This window comes from Salibacterium sp. K-3 (assembly GCF_054052005.1).
Genome location: NZ_JBSVZE010000001.1, coordinates 884559 through 904018 on the forward strand (window position 1 = coordinate 884559; position 19460 = coordinate 904018).

Annotated in this window: 20 protein-coding genes and 1 other RNA gene; 20 read left to right on the forward strand and 1 reads right to left on the reverse strand. The window is 46.2% G+C overall.

Annotated features, from left to right (window positions below; all coding sequences use genetic code 11):
* Positions 1-6: 6 nt before the first annotated feature.
* From tpiA to ssrA, 8 genes are all read left to right on the forward strand, one after another.
* Complete coding sequence (tpiA, locus tag ACW9JV_RS04145) at positions 7-768, forward strand: triose-phosphate isomerase (RefSeq protein ID WP_457331644.1); 762 nt, start codon at positions 7-9, stop codon at positions 766-768.
* Positions 761-2296: a 2,3-bisphosphoglycerate-independent phosphoglycerate mutase gene (gene gpmI / locus ACW9JV_RS04150; RefSeq protein WP_457331646.1), complete on the forward strand. Its 1536-nt coding sequence runs from the start codon at positions 761-763 to the stop codon at positions 2294-2296. Before tpiA ends, gpmI begins: the two co-directional genes overlap by 8 nt.
* Before the next feature lie 15 nt (positions 2297-2311).
* The gene (gene eno, locus ACW9JV_RS04155) at positions 2312-3595 is read left to right on the forward strand and encodes a phosphopyruvate hydratase (RefSeq protein ID WP_457331648.1); all 1284 of its coding nucleotides are present in this window, start codon (positions 2312-2314) and stop codon (positions 3593-3595) included.
* A gap of 109 nt (positions 3596-3704) precedes the next feature.
* Positions 3705-3956, forward strand: coding sequence for a preprotein translocase subunit SecG (gene secG / locus ACW9JV_RS04160; RefSeq protein ID WP_457331650.1), 252 nt, complete (start codon positions 3705-3707; stop codon positions 3954-3956).
* Positions 3957-4118: 162 nt separating this feature from the next.
* Entirely contained in the window at positions 4119-4874 is a 756-nt protein-coding gene (locus ACW9JV_RS04165; RefSeq protein WP_457331652.1) for an alpha/beta hydrolase, read from the forward strand.
* A gap of 59 nt (positions 4875-4933) precedes the next feature.
* On the forward strand, positions 4934-7243 hold the full coding sequence (rnr, locus tag ACW9JV_RS04170; RefSeq protein WP_457331655.1) for a ribonuclease R: 2310 nt from the start codon (positions 4934-4936) through the stop codon (positions 7241-7243).
* A gap of 122 nt (positions 7244-7365) precedes the next feature.
* Positions 7366-7839 carry an SsrA-binding protein SmpB gene (smpB, locus tag ACW9JV_RS04175; protein WP_457331657.1) on the forward strand — a complete coding sequence of 158 codons (474 nt, stop codon included), beginning with the start codon at positions 7366-7368 and terminating at the stop codon, positions 7837-7839.
* Positions 7840-7922: 83 nt separating this feature from the next.
* Positions 7923-8264, forward strand: a transfer-messenger RNA (tmRNA) gene (gene ssrA / locus ACW9JV_RS04180).
* Positions 8265-8678: 414 nt separating this feature from the next.
* Here the strand turns inward: ssrA and ACW9JV_RS04185 are convergent.
* Complete coding sequence (locus ACW9JV_RS04185; RefSeq protein WP_457331659.1) at positions 8679-8930, reverse strand: hypothetical protein; 252 nt, start codon at positions 8928-8930, stop codon at positions 8679-8681.
* Between the two features lie 842 nt (positions 8931-9772).
* Between ACW9JV_RS04185 and ACW9JV_RS04190 the strand changes: the two genes are divergently transcribed.
* The 12 genes from ACW9JV_RS04190 to ACW9JV_RS04245 all read left to right on the forward strand — a co-directional run bounded on the left by ACW9JV_RS04190 (position 9773) and on the right by ACW9JV_RS04245 (position 19427).
* Positions 9773-10564 (forward strand): hypothetical protein, encoded by a 792-nt coding sequence (locus ACW9JV_RS04190; RefSeq protein WP_457331661.1) that lies wholly within the window; start codon positions 9773-9775, stop codon positions 10562-10564.
* Between the two features lie 17 nt (positions 10565-10581).
* On the forward strand, positions 10582-11367 hold the full coding sequence (cpaB, locus tag ACW9JV_RS04195) for a Flp pilus assembly protein CpaB (protein ID WP_457331663.1): 786 nt from the start codon (positions 10582-10584) through the stop codon (positions 11365-11367).
* Positions 11364-12488: an AAA family ATPase gene (locus ACW9JV_RS04200; RefSeq protein WP_457331665.1), complete on the forward strand. Its 1125-nt coding sequence runs from the start codon at positions 11364-11366 to the stop codon at positions 12486-12488. The genes cpaB and ACW9JV_RS04200 overlap by 4 nt, the downstream gene beginning before the upstream one ends.
* Positions 12485-13837, forward strand: coding sequence for a CpaF family protein (locus tag ACW9JV_RS04205; protein ID WP_457331667.1), 1353 nt, complete (start codon positions 12485-12487; stop codon positions 13835-13837). The genes ACW9JV_RS04200 and ACW9JV_RS04205 overlap by 4 nt, the downstream gene beginning before the upstream one ends.
* A complete protein-coding gene (locus ACW9JV_RS04210; protein WP_457331669.1) occupies positions 13834-14766 on the forward strand; it encodes a type II secretion system F family protein in 933 nt (310 codons plus the stop codon). Before ACW9JV_RS04205 ends, ACW9JV_RS04210 begins: the two co-directional genes overlap by 4 nt.
* Positions 14767-14769: 3 nt before the next feature.
* Positions 14770-15711 (forward strand): type II secretion system F family protein, encoded by a 942-nt coding sequence (locus ACW9JV_RS04215; protein WP_457331671.1) that lies wholly within the window; start codon positions 14770-14772, stop codon positions 15709-15711.
* Between the two features lie 61 nt (positions 15712-15772).
* Positions 15773-15994, forward strand: a complete 222-nt coding sequence (locus ACW9JV_RS04220; protein ID WP_457331673.1) for a hypothetical protein — start codon at positions 15773-15775, stop codon at positions 15992-15994.
* Positions 15995-16028: 34 nt separating this feature from the next.
* Complete coding sequence (locus tag ACW9JV_RS04225; protein ID WP_380712785.1) at positions 16029-16427, forward strand: TadE/TadG family type IV pilus assembly protein; 399 nt, start codon at positions 16029-16031, stop codon at positions 16425-16427.
* Positions 16375-17097, forward strand: a complete 723-nt coding sequence (locus ACW9JV_RS04230) for a pilus assembly protein TadG-related protein (RefSeq protein ID WP_457331677.1) — start codon at positions 16375-16377, stop codon at positions 17095-17097. The genes ACW9JV_RS04225 and ACW9JV_RS04230 overlap by 53 nt, the downstream gene beginning before the upstream one ends.
* A 24-nt stretch (positions 17098-17121) precedes the next feature.
* Positions 17122-18669 (forward strand): hypothetical protein, encoded by a 1548-nt coding sequence (locus ACW9JV_RS04235; RefSeq protein WP_457331679.1) that lies wholly within the window; start codon positions 17122-17124, stop codon positions 18667-18669.
* Between the two features lie 10 nt (positions 18670-18679).
* On the forward strand, positions 18680-18985 hold the full coding sequence (locus ACW9JV_RS04240) for a hypothetical protein (RefSeq protein WP_457331681.1): 306 nt from the start codon (positions 18680-18682) through the stop codon (positions 18983-18985).
* A gap of 136 nt (positions 18986-19121) precedes the next feature.
* Complete coding sequence (locus ACW9JV_RS04245) at positions 19122-19427, forward strand: hypothetical protein (protein ID WP_457331683.1); 306 nt, start codon at positions 19122-19124, stop codon at positions 19425-19427.
* Positions 19428-19460 lie beyond the last annotated feature (33 nt).

Sequence of the window (19460 nt, forward strand, 5' to 3'; positions counted from 1 at the left end):
TTACGTGTGAGAAAGCCGATCATTGCAGGAAACTGGAAAATGAATAAAACCCACGAAGAAGCGGTGTCCTTTATTGAAGAAATCAAAGGACATGTGCCTTCTGCTGACGAAGTAGAAACAGTGGTGTGCGCACCGGCTCTGTTTTTAAAAGAAATGAATGATAAAGCAGGAGGATCGGATGTGCACATCGGCGCCCAGACGATGCACTTTGAAGAAAGCGGCGCATTTACCGGCGAAATCAGCCCGGCCGCCCTGAAAGATCTCGGAATCACGTATTCCATTATCGGCCACTCCGAGCGTCGCGAGATGTTCAATGAAACGGACGAAAGCGTAAATCAGAAGGTTCATGCCGCGTTTGACTACGGCATCACCCCGATCATGTGCTGCGGCGAGTCGCTTGAGCAGCGGGAAAACAATGAAACCGAACAGGTGGTGCGCGGACAGGTAACGAAAGGCTTTGAAGGCATCAGTGCCGAAAAGGCTCCCGGGGTTGTCGTGGCGTATGAGCCGATCTGGGCGATCGGAACCGGTAAATCCTCCAGCGCGGAAGACGCCGATGAAACGTGCGGTACCGTACGCAAAGTGCTGGCAGAGCTGTATGACGAGGAGACCGCGGAAAAGGTGCGGATTCAGTACGGCGGCAGTGTGAAGCCGGAGAACATCGACGGCTACATGAAAAAAGAACATATTGACGGTGCGCTTGTCGGTGGCGCCAGCCTGAAGCCGGATGCGTTTCTGCAGCTTGTGGAGGCCGGACAGAATGAGTAAGGCACCGGTTGCACTGATTATTCTGGACGGTTATGCCCTTCGCGGGGAAACGAAAGGAAATGCGGTGGCCCAGGCCGACACTCCAAACTTTGACCGGTACTGGAATATGTACCCCCACACCCGGCTGGAAGCCTGCGGAACGTCCGTGGGGCTGCCGGAAGGGCAGATGGGGAACTCGGAAGTCGGGCATATGAATATCGGCGCCGGCCGAATCGTGTACCAGAGCCTGACTAGAATCAACAAGGCCATCGAAGAAGGCACGTTTCAGAAGAACGAAGCATTGACCGGCGCGGTGGAACACGCCAAAAAACATAACAGCAGCCTGCATCTGTACGGCCTGCTGTCCGACGGCGGTGTCCACAGCCACATCGAGCATCTGTTTGCCCTGCTCGACACTGCGAAAAAACGCGGTATAGAAAAGGTCTATGTACACGGATTTCTCGACGGCCGTGATGTCGGTCCGACAACGGCAAAGACCTATGTGGAACAGCTTCAGCGGAAAATGAAAGATATCGGCACCGGCCGGCTCGCCAGCCTTCACGGCCGTTATTATGCGATGGACCGCGACCAGCGCTGGGAGCGTCTTGAAAAGTCATACCGGGTGCTCGTGGACGGAGAGGGTCCTGCGTTTAACAGCCCGGAAGAAGCGATCGAACAGTCCTACAACAATGAAGTCTGGGACGAATTTGTGGAGCCGTGTGTGCTGAAAGATGAGAATGGGGATCCGACCGCTGTCATTCAGGACAATGACGCCGTTGTGTTTTTCAACTTCCGCCCCGACCGTGCGATCCAGTTATCCGAGGTATTTACGAACAAGGCGTTCAACGGATTTGATACTGGAGATAACGCACCGGAGAATCTGCATTATGTGACGATGACCAATTACAGTGATTCTGTGCAGGCGGAAGTCGCTTATCCTCCCCAGGATCTGAAGAACACGATGGGGGAATCCGTTGCCAAAGCGGGACTGAGCCAGCTTCGGATCGCAGAAACAGAAAAATATCCTCACGTCACGTTCTTTTTCAACGGCGGTCAGCAGGAAGAATTCGACGGGGAAAACCGCATTCTGATTGATTCTCCGAAAGTGGCCACGTATGACCTGCAGCCGGAAATGAGCGCCTATCAGGTGACAGATGCGCTGCTCGAAGAAATCAGGGCGGACCGCCACGATTTTATCGTGCTGAACTTTGCCAATCCGGATATGGTCGGTCATTCCGGAAAGCTCGATGCCACCATTCAGGCGGTGGAAGCCGTTGATGAATGCCTTGGACGTGTCGTCGACCTGATTACCGAAAAAGGCGGACAGGCGATTATCACGGCTGATCACGGGAATGCCGACGAAGTGATGACGCTTGAAAATGAACCGATGACCGCCCATACCACCAACCAGGTACCTGTTATTGTAACGAAGCAGGGGGCGAAGCTCCGGGAGGAAGGCATTCTTGCCGACTTGTGCCCGACTGCGGTGGACCTCCTGCAGATGGATAAACCAAAAGAAATGACTGGAACATCATTAATACAATCGTAAAGGAGTCATGCACGTATGAGTATGATTACAGATGTATACGCACGCGAAGTGCTGGATTCCCGCGGAAATCCAACCGTGGAAGTAGAAGTATATACCGAAACAGGAGCGTTTGGACGCTCCCTCGTGCCAAGCGGCGCGTCCACCGGGGAATATGAAGCCGTGGAACTGCGCGACGGCGGGGACCGCTACATGGGCAAAGGCGTTCTTGAAGCAGTCGACCATGTCAATGAAGACATCGCTCCGGAAGTTGTAGGTATGGAAGTGAGTGATCAGACCGGGATTGATGAACTGCTGCTTGAGCTCGACGGCACGGACAATAAAGAAAAATTCGGAGCGAACGCGATCCTTGGTGTTTCCATGGCAGCAGCCCACGCTGCAGCGGACGACCTCGGCATTCCGCTCTATGAATACCTTGGTGGATTCAATGCCAAAACGCTTCCTGTTCCGATGATGAATATCTTAAATGGCGGCGAGCATGCCGACAATAACGTGGATATCCAGGAATTCATGATTATGCCGGTCGGCGCGGAAAGTTTTCCGCAGGCGCTGCGTATGGGTGCCGAGATCTTTCACAATCTGAAAAAAGTGCTGAAAGACAAAGGGTATAACACCGCAGTGGGAGACGAAGGCGGCTTTGCCCCGAACCTTGGTTCCAATGAAGAAGCGCTTCAGACGATCGTCACTGCGATCGAAAAGGCCGGCTACAAGCCGGGAGAAGAAGTCCAGCTCGCGATGGACGCCGCTTCTTCGGAAATTTATGAAGATGGCAGCTACAACCTGAAAGGCGAAGGCGTTGTTAAATCGGCTGATGAGATGATTTCCTTCTATAAGGATCTGATCGAGAAATATCCGATTGTCTCCATTGAAGACGGCCTCGACGAAAACGACTGGGAAGGCTGGAAGAAGCTCACCGACGCTATCGGTGATAAAGTCCAGCTCGTCGGGGATGATCTGTTTGTGACAAACACCAATAAGCTGTCCCGCGGCATTGAAGAAGGAGTCGGCAACTCCATTCTTGTCAAAGTGAACCAGATCGGTACACTCACGGAAACGTTTGACGCGATGGAAATGGCGAAACGCGCCGGCTACACAGCAGTTGTCTCCCACCGTTCCGGTGAAACCGAAGATGCCACGATCGCAGACATTGCTGTAGCGGTCAATGCCGGACAAATCAAAACCGGAGCACCGTCCCGTACCGATCGTGTCGCAAAATACAACCAGCTGATCCGGATTGAAGACGAGCTCGGAAGCACGTCCATCTATCCAGGAAAAAATGCCTTTTATAACCTGAACAAATAAGCATCCGTGTCATTGGCCGCAGCATTCTTTTTTGCTGCGGCCTCTGCTTTTCCCTTTATGGAATATTTGCCAACTGGACAGGGGTGTGTTACATTATGAATAGTGTGAAATGGACGTGGAGGTGTCAGGTTTGGAAACGTTGCTTTATGTGCTGCTGATTATCGTCTCACTCTCGCTGATTGCGGTAGTCCTGCTGCAATCCGGACGGAGCGCAGGGTTGTCAGGAGCGATCTCCGGCGGAGCGGAACAGATGATCGGGAAACAGAAAGCACGCGGGGTGGAGGCTTTTTTGAGCCGCGCCACCGTTGTACTGGCCGTATTGTTTTTTGTGCTTACTCTGTTACTCGGTTTTTTTCTGTAAACAGAAGATATCGGATACGGATAAACGAAAGCAGCGGGATCACACAGGTCTTGCTGCTTTTTTTAATGCTGTTCCTGTGCAAAGACGGCTTGAATCACGTAAAACAGGGTATATTGATACCTGAAGGATAGGAATCATAGAGAGAGAAAGGGGAAACCACAAATGAAAATAGTACCGCCGAAACCATTTACCTTTGAAGGAGGAAACCGGGCTGTCCTGCTGCTTCATGCCTTTACGGGAAATTCAGCAGACGTCCGCATGCTCGGCAGATTTCTGCAGAAAAAGGGATATACCTGTCACGCACCGATTTTATCCGGACATGGGGTGCCTCCGGAGGAACTGATGGAAGCGGATGCCGACGCCTGGTGGTATGATGTGGAAAAAGCCATGGAATATCTGAAAAACGAAGGCTATGAAGAGATCGCCGTCGCTGGTCTTTCCCTCGGCGGGCTTATGACATTAAAAACCGCATACATGTTTGAAGTGAAGGGGATTATACCAATGTGCGCCCCGATGATAACAACCGAAAACAAAGACCGGTTGTATCAGGGAGTACTTCAGTATGCCCGCGACTTCAAAAAACTGGAGAAAAAAGAAGACGACGAGATTGAAAAGGAAATGGCATCATTTGAAGAGCTGCCACTCGATACCCTATATTCCATCAATGAAACAATCGAAGAAGTCAAAAATTCCCTCGATATGATCTACGCACCGGCCTTTATCGTTCAGGCGGTTCAGGATAAAATGGTCGACCCGGACAGTGCCGGCATTATTCATGACGAAATAGCAGCAGACGATAAAACACTGAAATGGTACGAAGATTCGCCGCATGTCATTACACACGGTCCCGAAAAAGAACAGCTCCATGAAGATATTTATCAGTTTCTGGAACGGCTGGATTGGGAATCAGAAAAATAGAAACAAATCATGCTTATCAACAATCAAAATAAACATCGATACGAAAGGAGATGAACCAGATGGATGAGCACGAGAAGCAGCAATTACTGCAATATATGAAAGAAGAAGCCGTCAAACCCATGTCGGTGGAAGAAATACAGGAAGCGTTTAATATGACAGGCGCGGAAGAAACGAAACAACTAATGAAAGCACTAAATGAAATGGAAGAGACGGGCGATATTGTCCGGACCCGCAGCAACCGCTACGGGATTCCGGAAAAGATGAACCTCCTGAAAGGCGAGGTGCAGAGCCATCAACGCGGCTTTGCTTTTATTCTGCCGGAAAACAAAGAGGAAGCCGACGTGTTTGTTCCGGCGAATGAACTGAACGGGGCAATGAATAAAGACACCGTGCTCGTGCGGGTGCAGCATAAATCCTCCGGATCCAAACCGGAAGGCGCCGTCGTCCGTATCCTCGAACGCGGCATTACCCAGGTTGTCGGCACCTATATTGATAACCAGTCGTACGGCTTTGTGGAAGTGGATGATAAACACGTCAATAATGATATCTTTATTCCGCAGGATGCCGAGAACGGAGCAGTAGACGGCCATAAAGTCGTTGTGAAGATCACGAAATATCCGGAAGGGCGTTTCAGCGCGGAAGGAAAAGTAGTCAATATTATCGGACATAAAAATGATCCCGGTGTTGACATATTAACGATTATCCATAAGCACGGACTGCCCGGTGATTTTCCGGAAGCAGCCCTGGATCATGCAAACAACGTTCCCGACGAAATCAGGCCGGAAGAGATTGCCCAGCGCCGGGACCTGCGCGAGGAAACGATTGTCACGATAGACGGGGCCGACGCGAAAGATCTCGACGATGCGGTGCAGGTGAAAAAACTCGAGAATGGAAACTACATGCTCGGCGTACACATTGCTGATGTGAGCTATTACGTGGAGGAAGGCTCTCCGATTGATACCGAAGCCTACGACCGCGCCACCAGCGTGTATCTCGTCGACCGTGTTATTCCAATGATCCCGCACCGTCTCTCGAACGGCATCTGCAGCCTGAATCCGAAGGTCGACCGCCTGACGCTGTCCTGTGAAATGGAAATCAATGAAAAAGGCGAAGTCGTCGATCATGAGATTTTTGAAAGTGTCATCCGCACGAATGAACGCATGACCTACAGCGACGTGCGCCTGATTCTGGAGCAGCAGGACGAGACAACCCGGGAAAAGTACAGCGGACTGGTTCCATTTTTTGAACAGATGGAAGAGCTCGCGGCCATCCTGCGGGCAAAACGATTCGAGCGCGGTGCCATCGATTTTGATTTCAAGGAAGCAGAAGTGAAAGTCGACGAAGAAGGTACACCACAGGATGTGGAACTCATCGACCGCTCTGTGGCCGAACGGCTCATTGAAGAATTCATGCTCGCGGCCAACGAAACGGTGGCCGAGCATTTTCACTGGATGAATGTACCGTTTATCTACCGTATTCACGAAGATCCCGATTCGGAGAAACTCGAACGGTTTCTCGAATTTGTCACGAATTTCGGCTATGTCGTAAAGGGCACCGCCAACACCATTCATCCGAGCGCGATGCAGAAGGTGCTGGATGAAGTGAAAGGAGAGCCGGAAGAAGCGGTCATTAATACCGTCCTGCTCCGTTCCATGCAGCAGGCAAGGTATGACGCCGAAAACCTCGGACATTTCGGACTTTCGTCTGATTTCTACACGCATTTCACGTCCCCGATCCGACGTTATCCGGACTTGATCGTTCACCGTCTCATCCGCGAATACCTCGTGAATAAAAATCTTGACGGGAAAACGAAAGAGGCGTGGAGAGAAAAGCTTCCGGAAATCGCCAAGCATTCCTCGGAAATGGAACGCCGCGCGGTCGATGCCGAACGTGAAGTCGACGACCTGAAAAAAGCGCAGTACATGCAGGACAAAGTCGGCGAAGAATTCACCGGATTCATCAGCGGCGCTGCCAACTTCGGCCTGTTTGTGGAACTGGAGAACACGATCGAAGGAATGGTGCACATCAGCTACCTGACCGACGACTACTACCATTATGATGAAAAACAGTACGCCTTGATCGGCGAGCGTACAGGCAATGTGTTCCGCATCGGTGATCAGGTCGAGGTCCGGGTGCTTCAGGTGAATATCGAAGAGGCCGATATCGACTTTGAAATTGTCGGCATGAAGCCGCCGAAAAAGCGGAAGCGCAAAGAAAGCCCGACCGTTATTGAAGGCGGCGACCGTTCGAAAAAAGAAAATCCGAAAGCGAAAAAAGGCCGTCAGAAAGGAAAAAACGAGGGTAACAAAGGAGATAAAGCTTTTTACAGGAATGCCCCGAAGAATAAAGGGAAGAAAAAGAAAAAATAACTGCCTTCTCCGTTTTCAGACGGGACCGAACGACAGGAACCCGGGAAACGTTCCTGTGTTGACGGGATTTATCCTGTTTTGCTACGATGTAGGAATGAAGAAGTAAAGTAGGTGAACGGGAGATGGCGGCAAAAACGGAAGGAAGAGTACTCGCGCAGAACCGCAAGGCGCGTCATGACTTTTTCATCGAAGAAACGTATGAAGCCGGGATGGCGCTGAAAGGCACGGAGATCAAAGCGATCCGCGCGGGACGGATCAATATTAAGGACAGCTTTGCGAAAGTGGACAACGGGGAAATGTTTCTGCACAATGCCCATATCAGCCATTATGAACAGGGCAATCAGTTCAATCACGATCCGCTCCGTACGCGGAAGCTGCTGCTGCACCGACGCGAAATCAACAAGCTGATAGGCAAAAGCCAGGAACCCGGCTACTCGGTCATACCGCTGAAAGTCTATATTAAAAACGGCGTTGCCAAAGTTTTAATCGGAGTTGCCAAAGGGAAGAAAAAATACGACAAACGACAGGCACTCAAAGAAAAAGACGCCAAACGCGAAATGGACCGGGCGGTGCGGCGCCAGATGAAAGGGGAATAACCCCTTGCATCTGTGCGTGCATGTGTTATAATTAAATGTCCAAAGGGGATCACACGTATCTCCTTTCTTACAAATGGGGACGACACGGCTTCGACAGAGATAGGTCGAGGCTGAGTTGCGAGCCGAGCTGGGCAGGCCTCGAAAAAGGCCCACGCCAATAATAACTGGCAAACAAGAAGAAAACCTCGCAGTAGCTGCATAACCAGTTTTCTGCGGATCCCGCTCTCCATCGCCCATGTGGAGTGACACGGGGTCTCACTAATAGTGGGCTACGCTGTCCAGCCACCGTCTGAGGCTGGCAGAAGAGACCAATCAGACTAGCCCTGCGGCGGCCTGTCACTAGGCCAAAGCAGCGGCGAATCATAATATAGTGACTACGCTCGTAGAAGCTCAGTCAGCGATATCTCTGGACGTGGGTTCGATTAGACATTAGTCGCCTTATGTGGCAACACATAAGTGAATAATCCGGCTTAATCGGTGGAACCTGACACTGCAGGCACTGCAGGATGGCAACACCGAGCGGTATGAGGAGCAATCCTTCAGCCGTGTATCGACTTATAGGCCGCCCACTGGGTGGTACTAGGATATGGAATGCTGCATGACGCAAATTTAAATTCCGTATAATACGCCGGGGGACCTGAACTTTTCAGGTTCAAGATATAGTCAGTGCCATAGCGAAAGCATGGAATCACACGTCCCACCGTCTCCACCATACATAATAGTGAACGGCATAAGTGTTCCGATGGAATGCTTATGCTTTTGATTTAGTTGGAAATGACATTCACATGAGAATGTTAGTTTTCAACAACACTGAATGTAATGCTATGTTTCTATAAGAACTAAAATTCAAAAAAATCAGACTCGAAATTTAGTTTTTTAGATTCAGCCAGCCTGTTATATTTAGAGTAGTTCCTCTTATTATTAATTACCCCGCCTACAATTGATTTTAGATAAAGTAGTAGTTCTTTATCTGTAGACGATATGGTAATTACAGGTCGTCTAAATGGGTCTGTCTTGTGCCACCTGGTTAAAGTAATAGTTCCCTCCCCATCTATTATTCCTGCAATATAAGAAGCTTCTGTTATATTCATTTTACCCTCCGCAAGGGAATATTTTTTCTTATTATAGCTTAAGAAACACTAGCTGATTCTTATTATATCTAATTTTAGTTTTATAATAAATAACACAATCAGATGAACTCCGTTATTTATAACTGTATAATGCTGATGAATCCATGTTTATACTTTCATTGGGGGTATTGGACCCCAAAGATTTGCGGGAGGATGTTGCAGCTGTTCTCTATATAAGCAATGACCGTATCGTTCAGGCCGTCGATGAGTATCGGGCACCTCACATACTACCAAGGTGGCCTCTTTCATTTTGTTTTTTATGACAGGAATGCTTTCATGCGAGAACAGGAAAGCCCCATGACTTTTAAAACAATGAATAACCAGGTAGAAAGAGCAAGACGCAGCCCGCGTTTTGCTCTTTTTTATACGATACATCCGAATAGACGGGCTGTATTCTCTTTTAATGACAGCAATAAAGGAAAGGCATAAAGTCTTAAATGTAAAAAACGAAAATGGTCTTGAAAATTACTTCAGATTCAATTTGTTATATTTCTAATATCTTCAATTCAAGATATAGATAAAAAATGGTTGATACAGGAAAATTCAAGAATAGAGCTTACTTGAGAGAAAAGAGCCCAATAGTTTTTATGGGCAATAGATAAAATAAATATATACTATTCACGTCCTTTTTTATTTCTTAGGTCACGAGACCAACGTCTTACCTCTATCTTCATGCGACTTTTTTAAATAATGATGGATTTGTAGGAAATACTTTCCTATGGTAAAACTATTAATTGGAATGAATAACGTATAGAATCTGCTTTTACTTGTTAGAGACATATCCATAATTGGGGTTGATGCACATGCTTATTGTATTGGACGAGACTATTGGATTCAGCTCTCTGCCTTTTCAGGCTGAAAACGATATTTCCTACGTTATAAAGCCTGCGAAAACAAAAAAGCAAAACCAAACGTTTGAAGAGTATGTAAAGGATCAATCTTCGACTGTATTTTCTAAAAAACTGCGATTTTCCCCGTATTCTATGGAAGACGAAATTGAATTCTTCTCCAACGTCTTTCATCATTATTCGACCGCGGATCTAGTTATTTATTTTTATGACCCCTCTTATACGAGTCACCCGGTGATTCGCCGTGTGAAGAATGTTTTTCAGCCGGACAGAAAACTGTATCCGCTGCCTGCTGCGTTAAATCGAGCAGAAACGCTTTTTATTATTAACCAACTCGTAAAGAAAAAAGAGCAGTTTTCAACCTCAGGGCTCACGTACCAAGACCTTAGACAACACATCAAATCGTGGACAGCTGGTGCTTCTGGATGGGTGTTTACACCAAATGTTAAATCAATCTTTAAGAAACGATCATTACATAAAGTCTATCGAAAGAACAAACGGGATATGTTTACCCAAGTCCGCATTCATGACTCTGGTAAGTTGGAAGCTCGAAAGAAAGATACCCTGTATGCGCTTTGGGACGATGTAAAGGAAGACACGGCCAAAAGCAATGCCTGGGTGGTGACAAAAGGGACGGAAATGTCTTTGGAAGAGATGCCTGCCTATACATTGAAAGATGAGGCTTTTCCGGTAAATATACCGTATGTGCAAGTGTTTGAACCTGCCCGACGACATCAATCAACATGAATGGGAGATGAAACAACATGCTGGATGCGAAAAGGAAGGCAATGATTTTTCTTGCTGCTGGTTTTATACTAGCTGTTTTAGCAACGGCTCTTATTCTCAATGAAATAAGAAATGTCCAGGCTTCACTGGGGGAAACGATTGAGGTAGCAGTGGCAGATGAAGATATTCCGACGTATACAGAAATCAATGAAGACATGATCTCATGGGAAGAAGTTCCTGCTTCGACTGATATTGAATCTTATGTAAGAGAAGCTTCAGAACTGGAAAGTTCAATCAGTATTGTTCCGGTAAAACAAGGAGATCTAATGACAAAGAACATTTTACGCTCAGCCGTCGATGTACCAGATGATCAAAGGGTCGTATGGCTGAATGCGACGGAGAACGTAGTGTTGGACCAGGCGGTTGCAGAAGGAGATCAAGTTGATATTATCGTTTCTTATTCATCATCTAATTCTGATCAACGTACGAGAAGGTTGTTTACTTCGGTAGATGTGGTGCAGCGGACGGAACCAGACGAAGAGGAGGACATACCAGCGAGTATCAAAGTCTCGTTACCGATAGAAGAGGCGGAAGATTTGATTCATTATCAAAACACAGCCGAACAAATACGCGTCCTTCTTGTCAATCAAGTACAGACAAATCCAAATGAAAATCCTCAAGCACCAAGCGGAAACGAAGAGCAGGAGGCAGGGGATGAAGAAGATACGAGTGAAGGTCAAGAAGCCGACAATGAGAACGAAAATGCAGATGAAACAAATAATGAAGACGGGGAGCAGCAGGAAGAAAGGAAGGCAGAATCTTGAGTACATACAGAGCCGCAATCTTAACAGATAACGACCAAATCAAACAGCCGCTCAAAGAGCAGTTGGAAAATAAAGATATGGACGTTGATGCAGACGGGACAACCATCGATGAGTCATCACTTTATCACTTTTTGTTCGTTGGAGAAGATGTATTTGACCGGCAAAGTCCAGACACGTTTCAAAGGGCTTCTGTATGTATTGGGCTGCTTCAGGAACGTTCGTTTGAAAATGCAAGGTATTGGATGAAACAGGGTGTAGAAGATGTTGTTCTCATACCAGATGAATGGGAACGGATGGATGGACTGATAGAATACGGCCTCGAAAAAATCGAACAAGCGACGACGATTACCAATGGAAATTCCATTGGAGGACAGGTACTGGTTTTTTACAGTGCTAAAGGAGGCAGTGGAAAAACGCTCCTTTCGTCTGTGCTTAGTCAATGCCTCAAAACACAGTACGACAAAAGCGTTCTTCTTCTCGATTTAAACGCCCAGTTTGGCTGTGTAGAAGGATTGATGGCATTAGAGCCTGTTCGAAACTACAGTGACCTTCTGCCTGTGTTAAATGAACTTTCGATTCACCACATTTATAACGTGACGACCGAGCAGGAACAAACCGGACTTGAGGTGTTGGCTGGACCGTCTGATCCAGAAAAAGCAGAAGAAGTAACAGAGGAATTAGTGCGAAAGGTTATTCAACTGTGTAAAGAACATTATGACTATGTAATTGTAGATGCTCCTTCTTTCTTTCAGACCGTCACATATACTGCGCTGAGTGAAGCGACAAAAATCTATTATTCGTTAACACCGGATACGATGGCGATTCGCACGTTTAAACAAACAAAAGCCTTACTTGATCGATTGCACCTTACATCTAAGGACAACTTCCAATTCATTATAAATAAAGCAGAGTCAAAAAACGAGATTACAGAAAAGGATATTAAAAATATTGTCGGTGTAGAAGCTGCTGGAAAAGTGAGAGCCGACTTTTACGGGATTCAGCCGTTCATTAATATGGGACTTCCTTTTTATACGAAAAAAGGGAAAGTCAATCAAACGAAACTTACCGTGGATATCAACCGTTTCGTTCAAAAGAACCTTGTAAAGGTGAAAGGAAAGTGATTGCTGTGTCTTGGCTGGAAAAAGTTCAACAACCTTCGTCTTCAAGGGAATGGACAAACACAGACAAAGATGCGATCAAAGACACGACTGTTGACCACTGGGTGAGGCACTACAAAGACAGGTTAATTAAAGAAGCAAATTTAGAAGAAATTATTACGCTTCCCCCTGTGGAAAAAAAGCAGAGCATTGAGCGCCTGGTGTCGCAAATGATTGAGGAAGAAAAAGTAATTATTCCAAGTCACGATATGAACCAGATTATCCAGCAGCTCATTCACGATTCGGTCGGTTTCGGCCCGTTGGAATCGTTACTGGAAAGAGATGATATTACGGAGATCATGGTAAATAGTCCAGATGATATTTACATTGAACGACAAGGGAAACTGGAAAAAACATCAGTCCGCTTTAAAAACGAAGAACATATCCATCACATCATTGATCGAATTATCGCACCAATTGGGCGAAGAATTGATGAAAGTTCGCCAATGGTGGATGCGCGTCTTCCAGATGGAAGCCGGGTGAACGCGGCCATTCCTCCTGTCAGCATCGACGGCCCTATCATTTCGATTCGAAAATTTAACAAAGACCCGTTTTCTTTGCAGGATTTAGTTGACTTTGGAACGTTAAATGAAAAGATGGGTAAGTTTTTAGAGACTTTGGTGAAAGCAAAAACCAATATACTCGTCTCCGGGGGAACGGGAAGCGGGAAAACAACTCTTTTAAACGTTCTGTCAGAATCAATTCCGCAAGGCGAACGAATTGTTACGATTGAAGATATGGCGGAGCTTCGTTTTAACTACGACAACCTCGTCCGAATGGAAGCGCGTCCGCCTAATATGGAAGGAGAAGGGGCCATTACCATCAATCACCTCGTGAAAAACGCGCTTCGCATGAGACCGGATCGGGTGATTGTCGGGGAAGTCCGTGGTTCTGAGGCATTGGATATGCTCCAGGCTATGAACACCGGACATGAAGGGTCACTGACAACCGTTCACGCTAACTCTCCGAAAGACGCCCTCGGACGCTTGGAAGCGATGGTGATTATGTCAGGGCTGCCGCTGACAGTAGATGTTATCCGCGATTATTTTGTAGGTGCTCTTGATGTGATTGTGCAGACAGAGAGATTAATGGATGGAACGCGCAGAGTTGTCGCTATTTCTGAAGTGTTTGAAGAAGATGGAGAGATTCGGATTCAGGAAATCTTTCGTTTTAAACAGATGGGTTTTTCCGATCAAGGAAATGTGGCCGGTTACTTTGAAGCGGCAGGTTATGTTCCAAAAATCGCAGAACGTCTGCGAGCCTTTGGACAAGCTTTGCCGGATGCCTTCTTTAAAGAAGGTGAATTGGCATGATGGCTTTATATCTTGTGTTGTCGCTTGCTCTGTTTTCTTTTATGATTTTTCTTTATTACATCGTCAAAATGTACCGGATGGCCAAACCCCGAAAGAGGGTGAAAACGTGGTTTCACACGCAGGATGAAGAAAAACGAAGAAGTATTATTTTTCTATTAGGTGACCGATTTGATGAGTCGTTAATGGCGGAGGGACTGGATAAGAAGTTAAAACAGGGGGCTGTCCCGATAATGCCCTCCGAATATGCCGCCATCTGCATTGGGCTTTTCTTTATTTTGTGGTTTGTAAGCCGTTTTGTACTAGTGCTTATATTCCCGGTTGATCTTGTCGCTGCTTATGTGATGGTGAAAATCGGTTCCAATGTGTACTTGAAAACGAAGCGTGAAAAACGTTCCGAGGCATTTAATCAGCAGCTTCCGGATATTTGCCGAATGATCGGTAACACGGTGAAGGCAGGACTAACCTTACAGCAGGGAATTGCCATGACGGGCAAAGAATTAAAAGCGCCCGCTGGACCGGAATTTGCGAAAATGTCCAGACAGTTAAGCTTAGGTGACAGCTTCGAGCGTGTGATCCACCGCTTTATTGAACAAGTGAACAGCCGCGAAGTGAAAGTGATGATGAACACGGTGCTCATTCAACGCCGTATTGGCGGGAATTTAGCAGAGGTTATGGAAGTAATGGCAGGAACGCTGGAAGAAAGAGGGAGGGTCTACAAAGAAATAAATGCCGTGACAGCAGAATCAAAATATGTCGCGCTTATATTACCGCTTTTACCTATAATAACAGCCATTATGCTCAATTTAATTATTCCCGGATTTTTGAATCCGCTGTTCACCCTGCCCGGTCTCATTTTAATGGTCGTTTTTGCCATCATATTAGCTATTAGTAACTACGCGATTAAAAAGGTCACGAATATAAGGGTGTAGCCAATGAATGATGCGATACTGAGCTTTGCCTTTCTGCTTACAGCCGCGGTGCTGCTTCTCTTGTTAATCGGTTTTATTTATATATGGATGGCCGTTGCAAAAAAACAGCAGTTCTACAGCTATGTAGGAACAAAAGAAAAAAAGAAAAAGCGGAAAAAGTCATGGAAGGATCTACTGATGGCACCTTTGGTGAAAGGTGCGGTCTATCTTGGTCCAACAGCTGTTAAGTACCCGTTGCTCGGAAAACACGAACAACATGAACGTTTGCTTGCAAAAGCTGGAAATCCATTTCAGCTGCGGCTGCAGGATTTTTATGGGATGCGCTATATCCTTGGAATTTCTGCTTATGTGTTTGGCTGGATCTATTTTATACTCGGCTTTCCATTCGCTGTTTATTTACTGATACTGTTTCCTGTGGCGATGTTTTTCGCGCCGGATGTTTGGCTTCGGGTGAAAGCCAAAGAAAGACAGGAAACAATCAGCATGGAAATTCCAGATTTTCTTGATGTCGTAAGTGTTTCGCTGCAGGCAGGTGCGTCCCTTGATGGAGCGATGCAGCAGGTGGCCAAGCAAATGGGAGGGCCGCTCGGGGAAGAAATCGAACGTCTCGGAAGTGAAGTTAATCTTGGCGTACCACGGGTGACAGCTTATGAAAACCTGCTGTACCGAAATGATGCACAAGAGCTGGAGATGCTGATTCAATCATTAATTCAGGGAGGTGATCTTGGAGTTCCAGTATCTCGTACATTCCGAGTGCAGGCAGATGATCTAAGAAACACCAGAGGTTTTCGCGCAAAAGAAAAGGCAGCAAAGGCCAGTCCGAAAGTGACAGTGATTACAACGCTGACCATTGTACCTTCTGTATTTATACTCGTTGTTGGTCTGCTTTTCTTAAACTTCCTATATAACCCTGAGGCATTCGGCCTCGATATTTTCTTAAACTAAGAGAAGCTACAGCTGAATGGAACAGAAGTCAAAACTGAAAACAATAAGGAGTGGATGAATCATGGTAAGCATGTATGTGAAAGTACAACAATTCTTCAGAACGTATATGGACAATGAAAAAGGATCGGTATCGCTGGAATGGATCATGCTGGGACTGCTGGGCGTAGCATTGGTGGGTATGGTTGTAACGAGTTTAGGTAATATGGAAGGTAATAATACGATTGCAGAAGCGATTGTAGACAAGATTGCAGAATTTGTTGAGGGTATCGGTTCCGAAGAATAAGAAGTGAAAGAAAATACATGGAGGTGATGACGGGATGCGGCATCTATTAAAATACGTGAAAAATGAACGAGGATCTCAGCTTGTTGAATTCGTTGCTGCATTTCCCCTCATCATCTTTGCCTTCTTATTTGTTTGGCAGATGGCGTTGGCAGCGTACACGGTAGTTGTTGCAGAAGGAGCAGCGCGTGATGGAGCAAGAGTTGCCTCGGTTTCCGGTGAATACGACGACATAGAAACGAGTGTGCATAACTCAGCCGGAGGGCTTGAAGTTCTTCATATTTCTAAGGATGTGATGTCTAGTTCCTATGGAGAGGAAGTCAGCGTTAATGTGGACGTTGCCCTGAAAACAATTAATGTCCCATATGTAGGTGAGTTGGATTATGAAATTACCGGAAGCGCCACAATGCCTTATGAATCTGAAGAAGATGATTAAATCGCAGCTTTCTTATGCACGAAATGAACGGGGAAATGCAATGATGTTGTCCCTTTTTATTGTCATATGCTTTGTTTTTCTTGCTTTTGTATTTTTTGATATATTTTCTACCTATGCTTATAAAAATGCTGGTCAAAACGCAGCAGATGCCGCAACAGTCGCCGCTGCCAGCGAGGCAAAAGATATCTATGACGAAGAATTGTCGGAACGCCTTGAAGAAGAGTTCAGCTCTTTTGCCAAGGAAGTAAGAGAGGCGGCACGAGATAAAGAGGTGAGTATCCGTGAGGAAGCAGAGAGCAGAGGCGCGCCCGACGTGGTCGTAGATAAAATCATGGATGACGATGTCACGTTAACGAATGAAGCGCTGCTCTTCTTTTTTACCGATGCAGAAATAACCAATATAATGTGTGGCGCTATTAAAGCCAATTGGTCCGATATTGAAGACAAAGCCAACTATTTCGCTCAGGAAAATGGAGCGAAGGAAGTCGTTGAAATGAAGTTTCCGTATGGACAGTCATTTGAAGTATTTGCATCGGTCGACACGGAAACGACATTTGTCACAGTGCCGGATCAAGCATTTGCTCCAGGGGAAAGAGACATTCGTACCGAAGCGTCCTCTGAGATTCCGAAATTGGAAAACGTTCAATTTCAATATGGTTCATGCCATTAATAATTGGAGACAGGAGGGGTGATTTTGACCGCTTTATACAAAACCGCAGCTATTCTTATGGTGTTATGCATGATCTTTCGCCTGGCTGTTCCTGTTCATACCACATTTGCATCTGACATAGAGTTTGAATATGAAGAAGAAGCTCCGAAATTAACTCAAACAGAAAATCAAGGAAGAGATACCGGCTTTTCCGGAGGCAATAATGGTGGTGGAGACATACCCGGTGGAAATCCAGGAGACCATTCCCCTGGTTTTTGGGAAAATCTCTGGAACTGGGGAAAAGAAACCGTTAAAGAAGGCGGCAGCACGGTTGCGGAATTCATAGGCGACAAAGGTGAATCACTTGGAGATTTTGTTGGGAACGCAGGTGAATCGCTGGGAGATGCGGTATCAGAAATTGCCCCGAATCTCGGTGAGAAAATAAAAGAGTACAGCGAGCAGATGGAAGGCATTATTAAAGGCCTTACCAACCCTGATTCAATAGGAGATTTTCTAAAGTCATTGGGGGAAGGGCTGTTTGCACTCTCCCCCGCTGGCATGAGCATGATGCTTGCTGACTTATTATCAAGTGGTGCGGTTGACGCGTGGAATGCAGCGCCTGACTGGGTCCAGGGATTACTCAAAGGACTCGGGGTTGGATTAGCAATTGCCGCTGCCATTATAGGCGGTGCGCTCCTGCTCGGCATTGCGGGCACAACGCTTGTTATCCTGGCAGGAATTGGAGCACTTGGTGCTGCGATTTATGGTGCGATTGTCGGTGGAGATAACTTTAATGCGCTCACCGCCGGCGCCATTGCATTGGGAACCGTGTTCATTCCACTGGCAGGCAAGATGGCCGGAGCATTGCTCAGTACACGGGCAGCGTTCATGTTGGGAACAAGATCTCATCTTGCGCTCAGTAGGTTTGCCGGATGGGCGATGACAAAATTATCAGCCGGCTGGGCAAGTCTTTCCGGACTTTTTGGTCAAATGAAATGGGGGGCTTTAATAAATGGAGGTATTTCTTCTATTCCACATTTTGTTACTTTAATAGAAGATCCTTCAGCTTTTGATATGAAAGAAGCCCTGGTGGACATCACAACAGGTGCTATTGCTGGTGGGCTTATAGGTGCATTAGGAAGCGGATTTATGGCTCTTGGTCTAATGAACAAATTGAAGAGGGTATTCACGGCTTCCGGAATAGCAGGAGGTGTTTCTATGCTTCGTGACTGGGCGCTGGGCGATGAGGTGACCCCATCTTCATTTCTTACGACTGCATTGATTACTGCAATCTTTTTGCCATTAGGATCTTTTTCGACGAATGTGGCAAATAAGACTATTGGAAAAACGATGGCCTCAACGCAAAAGAAAAATATGAATATTGCTGTCAATGCTATGAACAGTGTCAAACAGACAATATTCTCCGGTGCTTTCAAAAAACCAATAATGAACGGGTTTCATAAACTGGGAGAGATGATTTCTGATGGATGGAACCGTTTGATAGATGGAAACGTAAGCAGTGTTGACCATTCCGATACGGAACAGCTTCAGCATGACATCGATGAAAAAACGAATAGTCGTTCGCGAGAATAGGAGGGTACCTATGTTAGTGAAAGTATTAAATGTATGTGTTGTTATATTTATTGGAATGATAGTTATTTCCTTTTCTATGGCTGGTTTCATGCCAGGTGTGGCAGAAGACTTATTTACTATTTCATGGTTGAGTGAATCCTTGAAGATTTTGGTATTTATAGTAGGTATAGGATCAATTACCAATTTCGTTCGCAAGTATTTTGAGGAAGACCAAGTGAGGTTTGTCCACTTTCAGACTGCCCTATTTATAATGATAGTCGGCCTTTTGTACTATGAATGGAAAAACGACTGGCCGATTATCCGTTCATTTTTCTAGTTTGTTCCTCTTTCGTGAACACTTTAAATAAGCAGAGGTAAAGCGGCAGCCTCCCTCTTGAAGATGTGGCCTGCGTCGATACGGAACAACTTTAACATAACATCGATGAAAACAAATAGCCGTATAGGGGATGGGTATGTTAGTGAAGCTATTAAATGTGTGTGTGGTATTATTCCTTGGTATAGGAAATACTGGCTTTGCTATAGCTGGTTTCGCGCCAGAGGTAGCAGAAGATATCTATACCGTTACGTGGTTCAGTGTTTCCTTGGGATTATTGATGTTGATATTATTGATCGGTGCGGTGACCAATATGTTACGTATACATCATAAAGAAAAACAGGTAAGGTTCGTCCACTTTCGCAATGGCGTATTGATAACGATATTCGGTCTTTTGTTCTTTGAATGGAAAAACGGTTGGCGGGTTATTAGTTCAATTTTCTAGTTTGTTCGTCTGTCGTGAACGCTTTAATAAGCA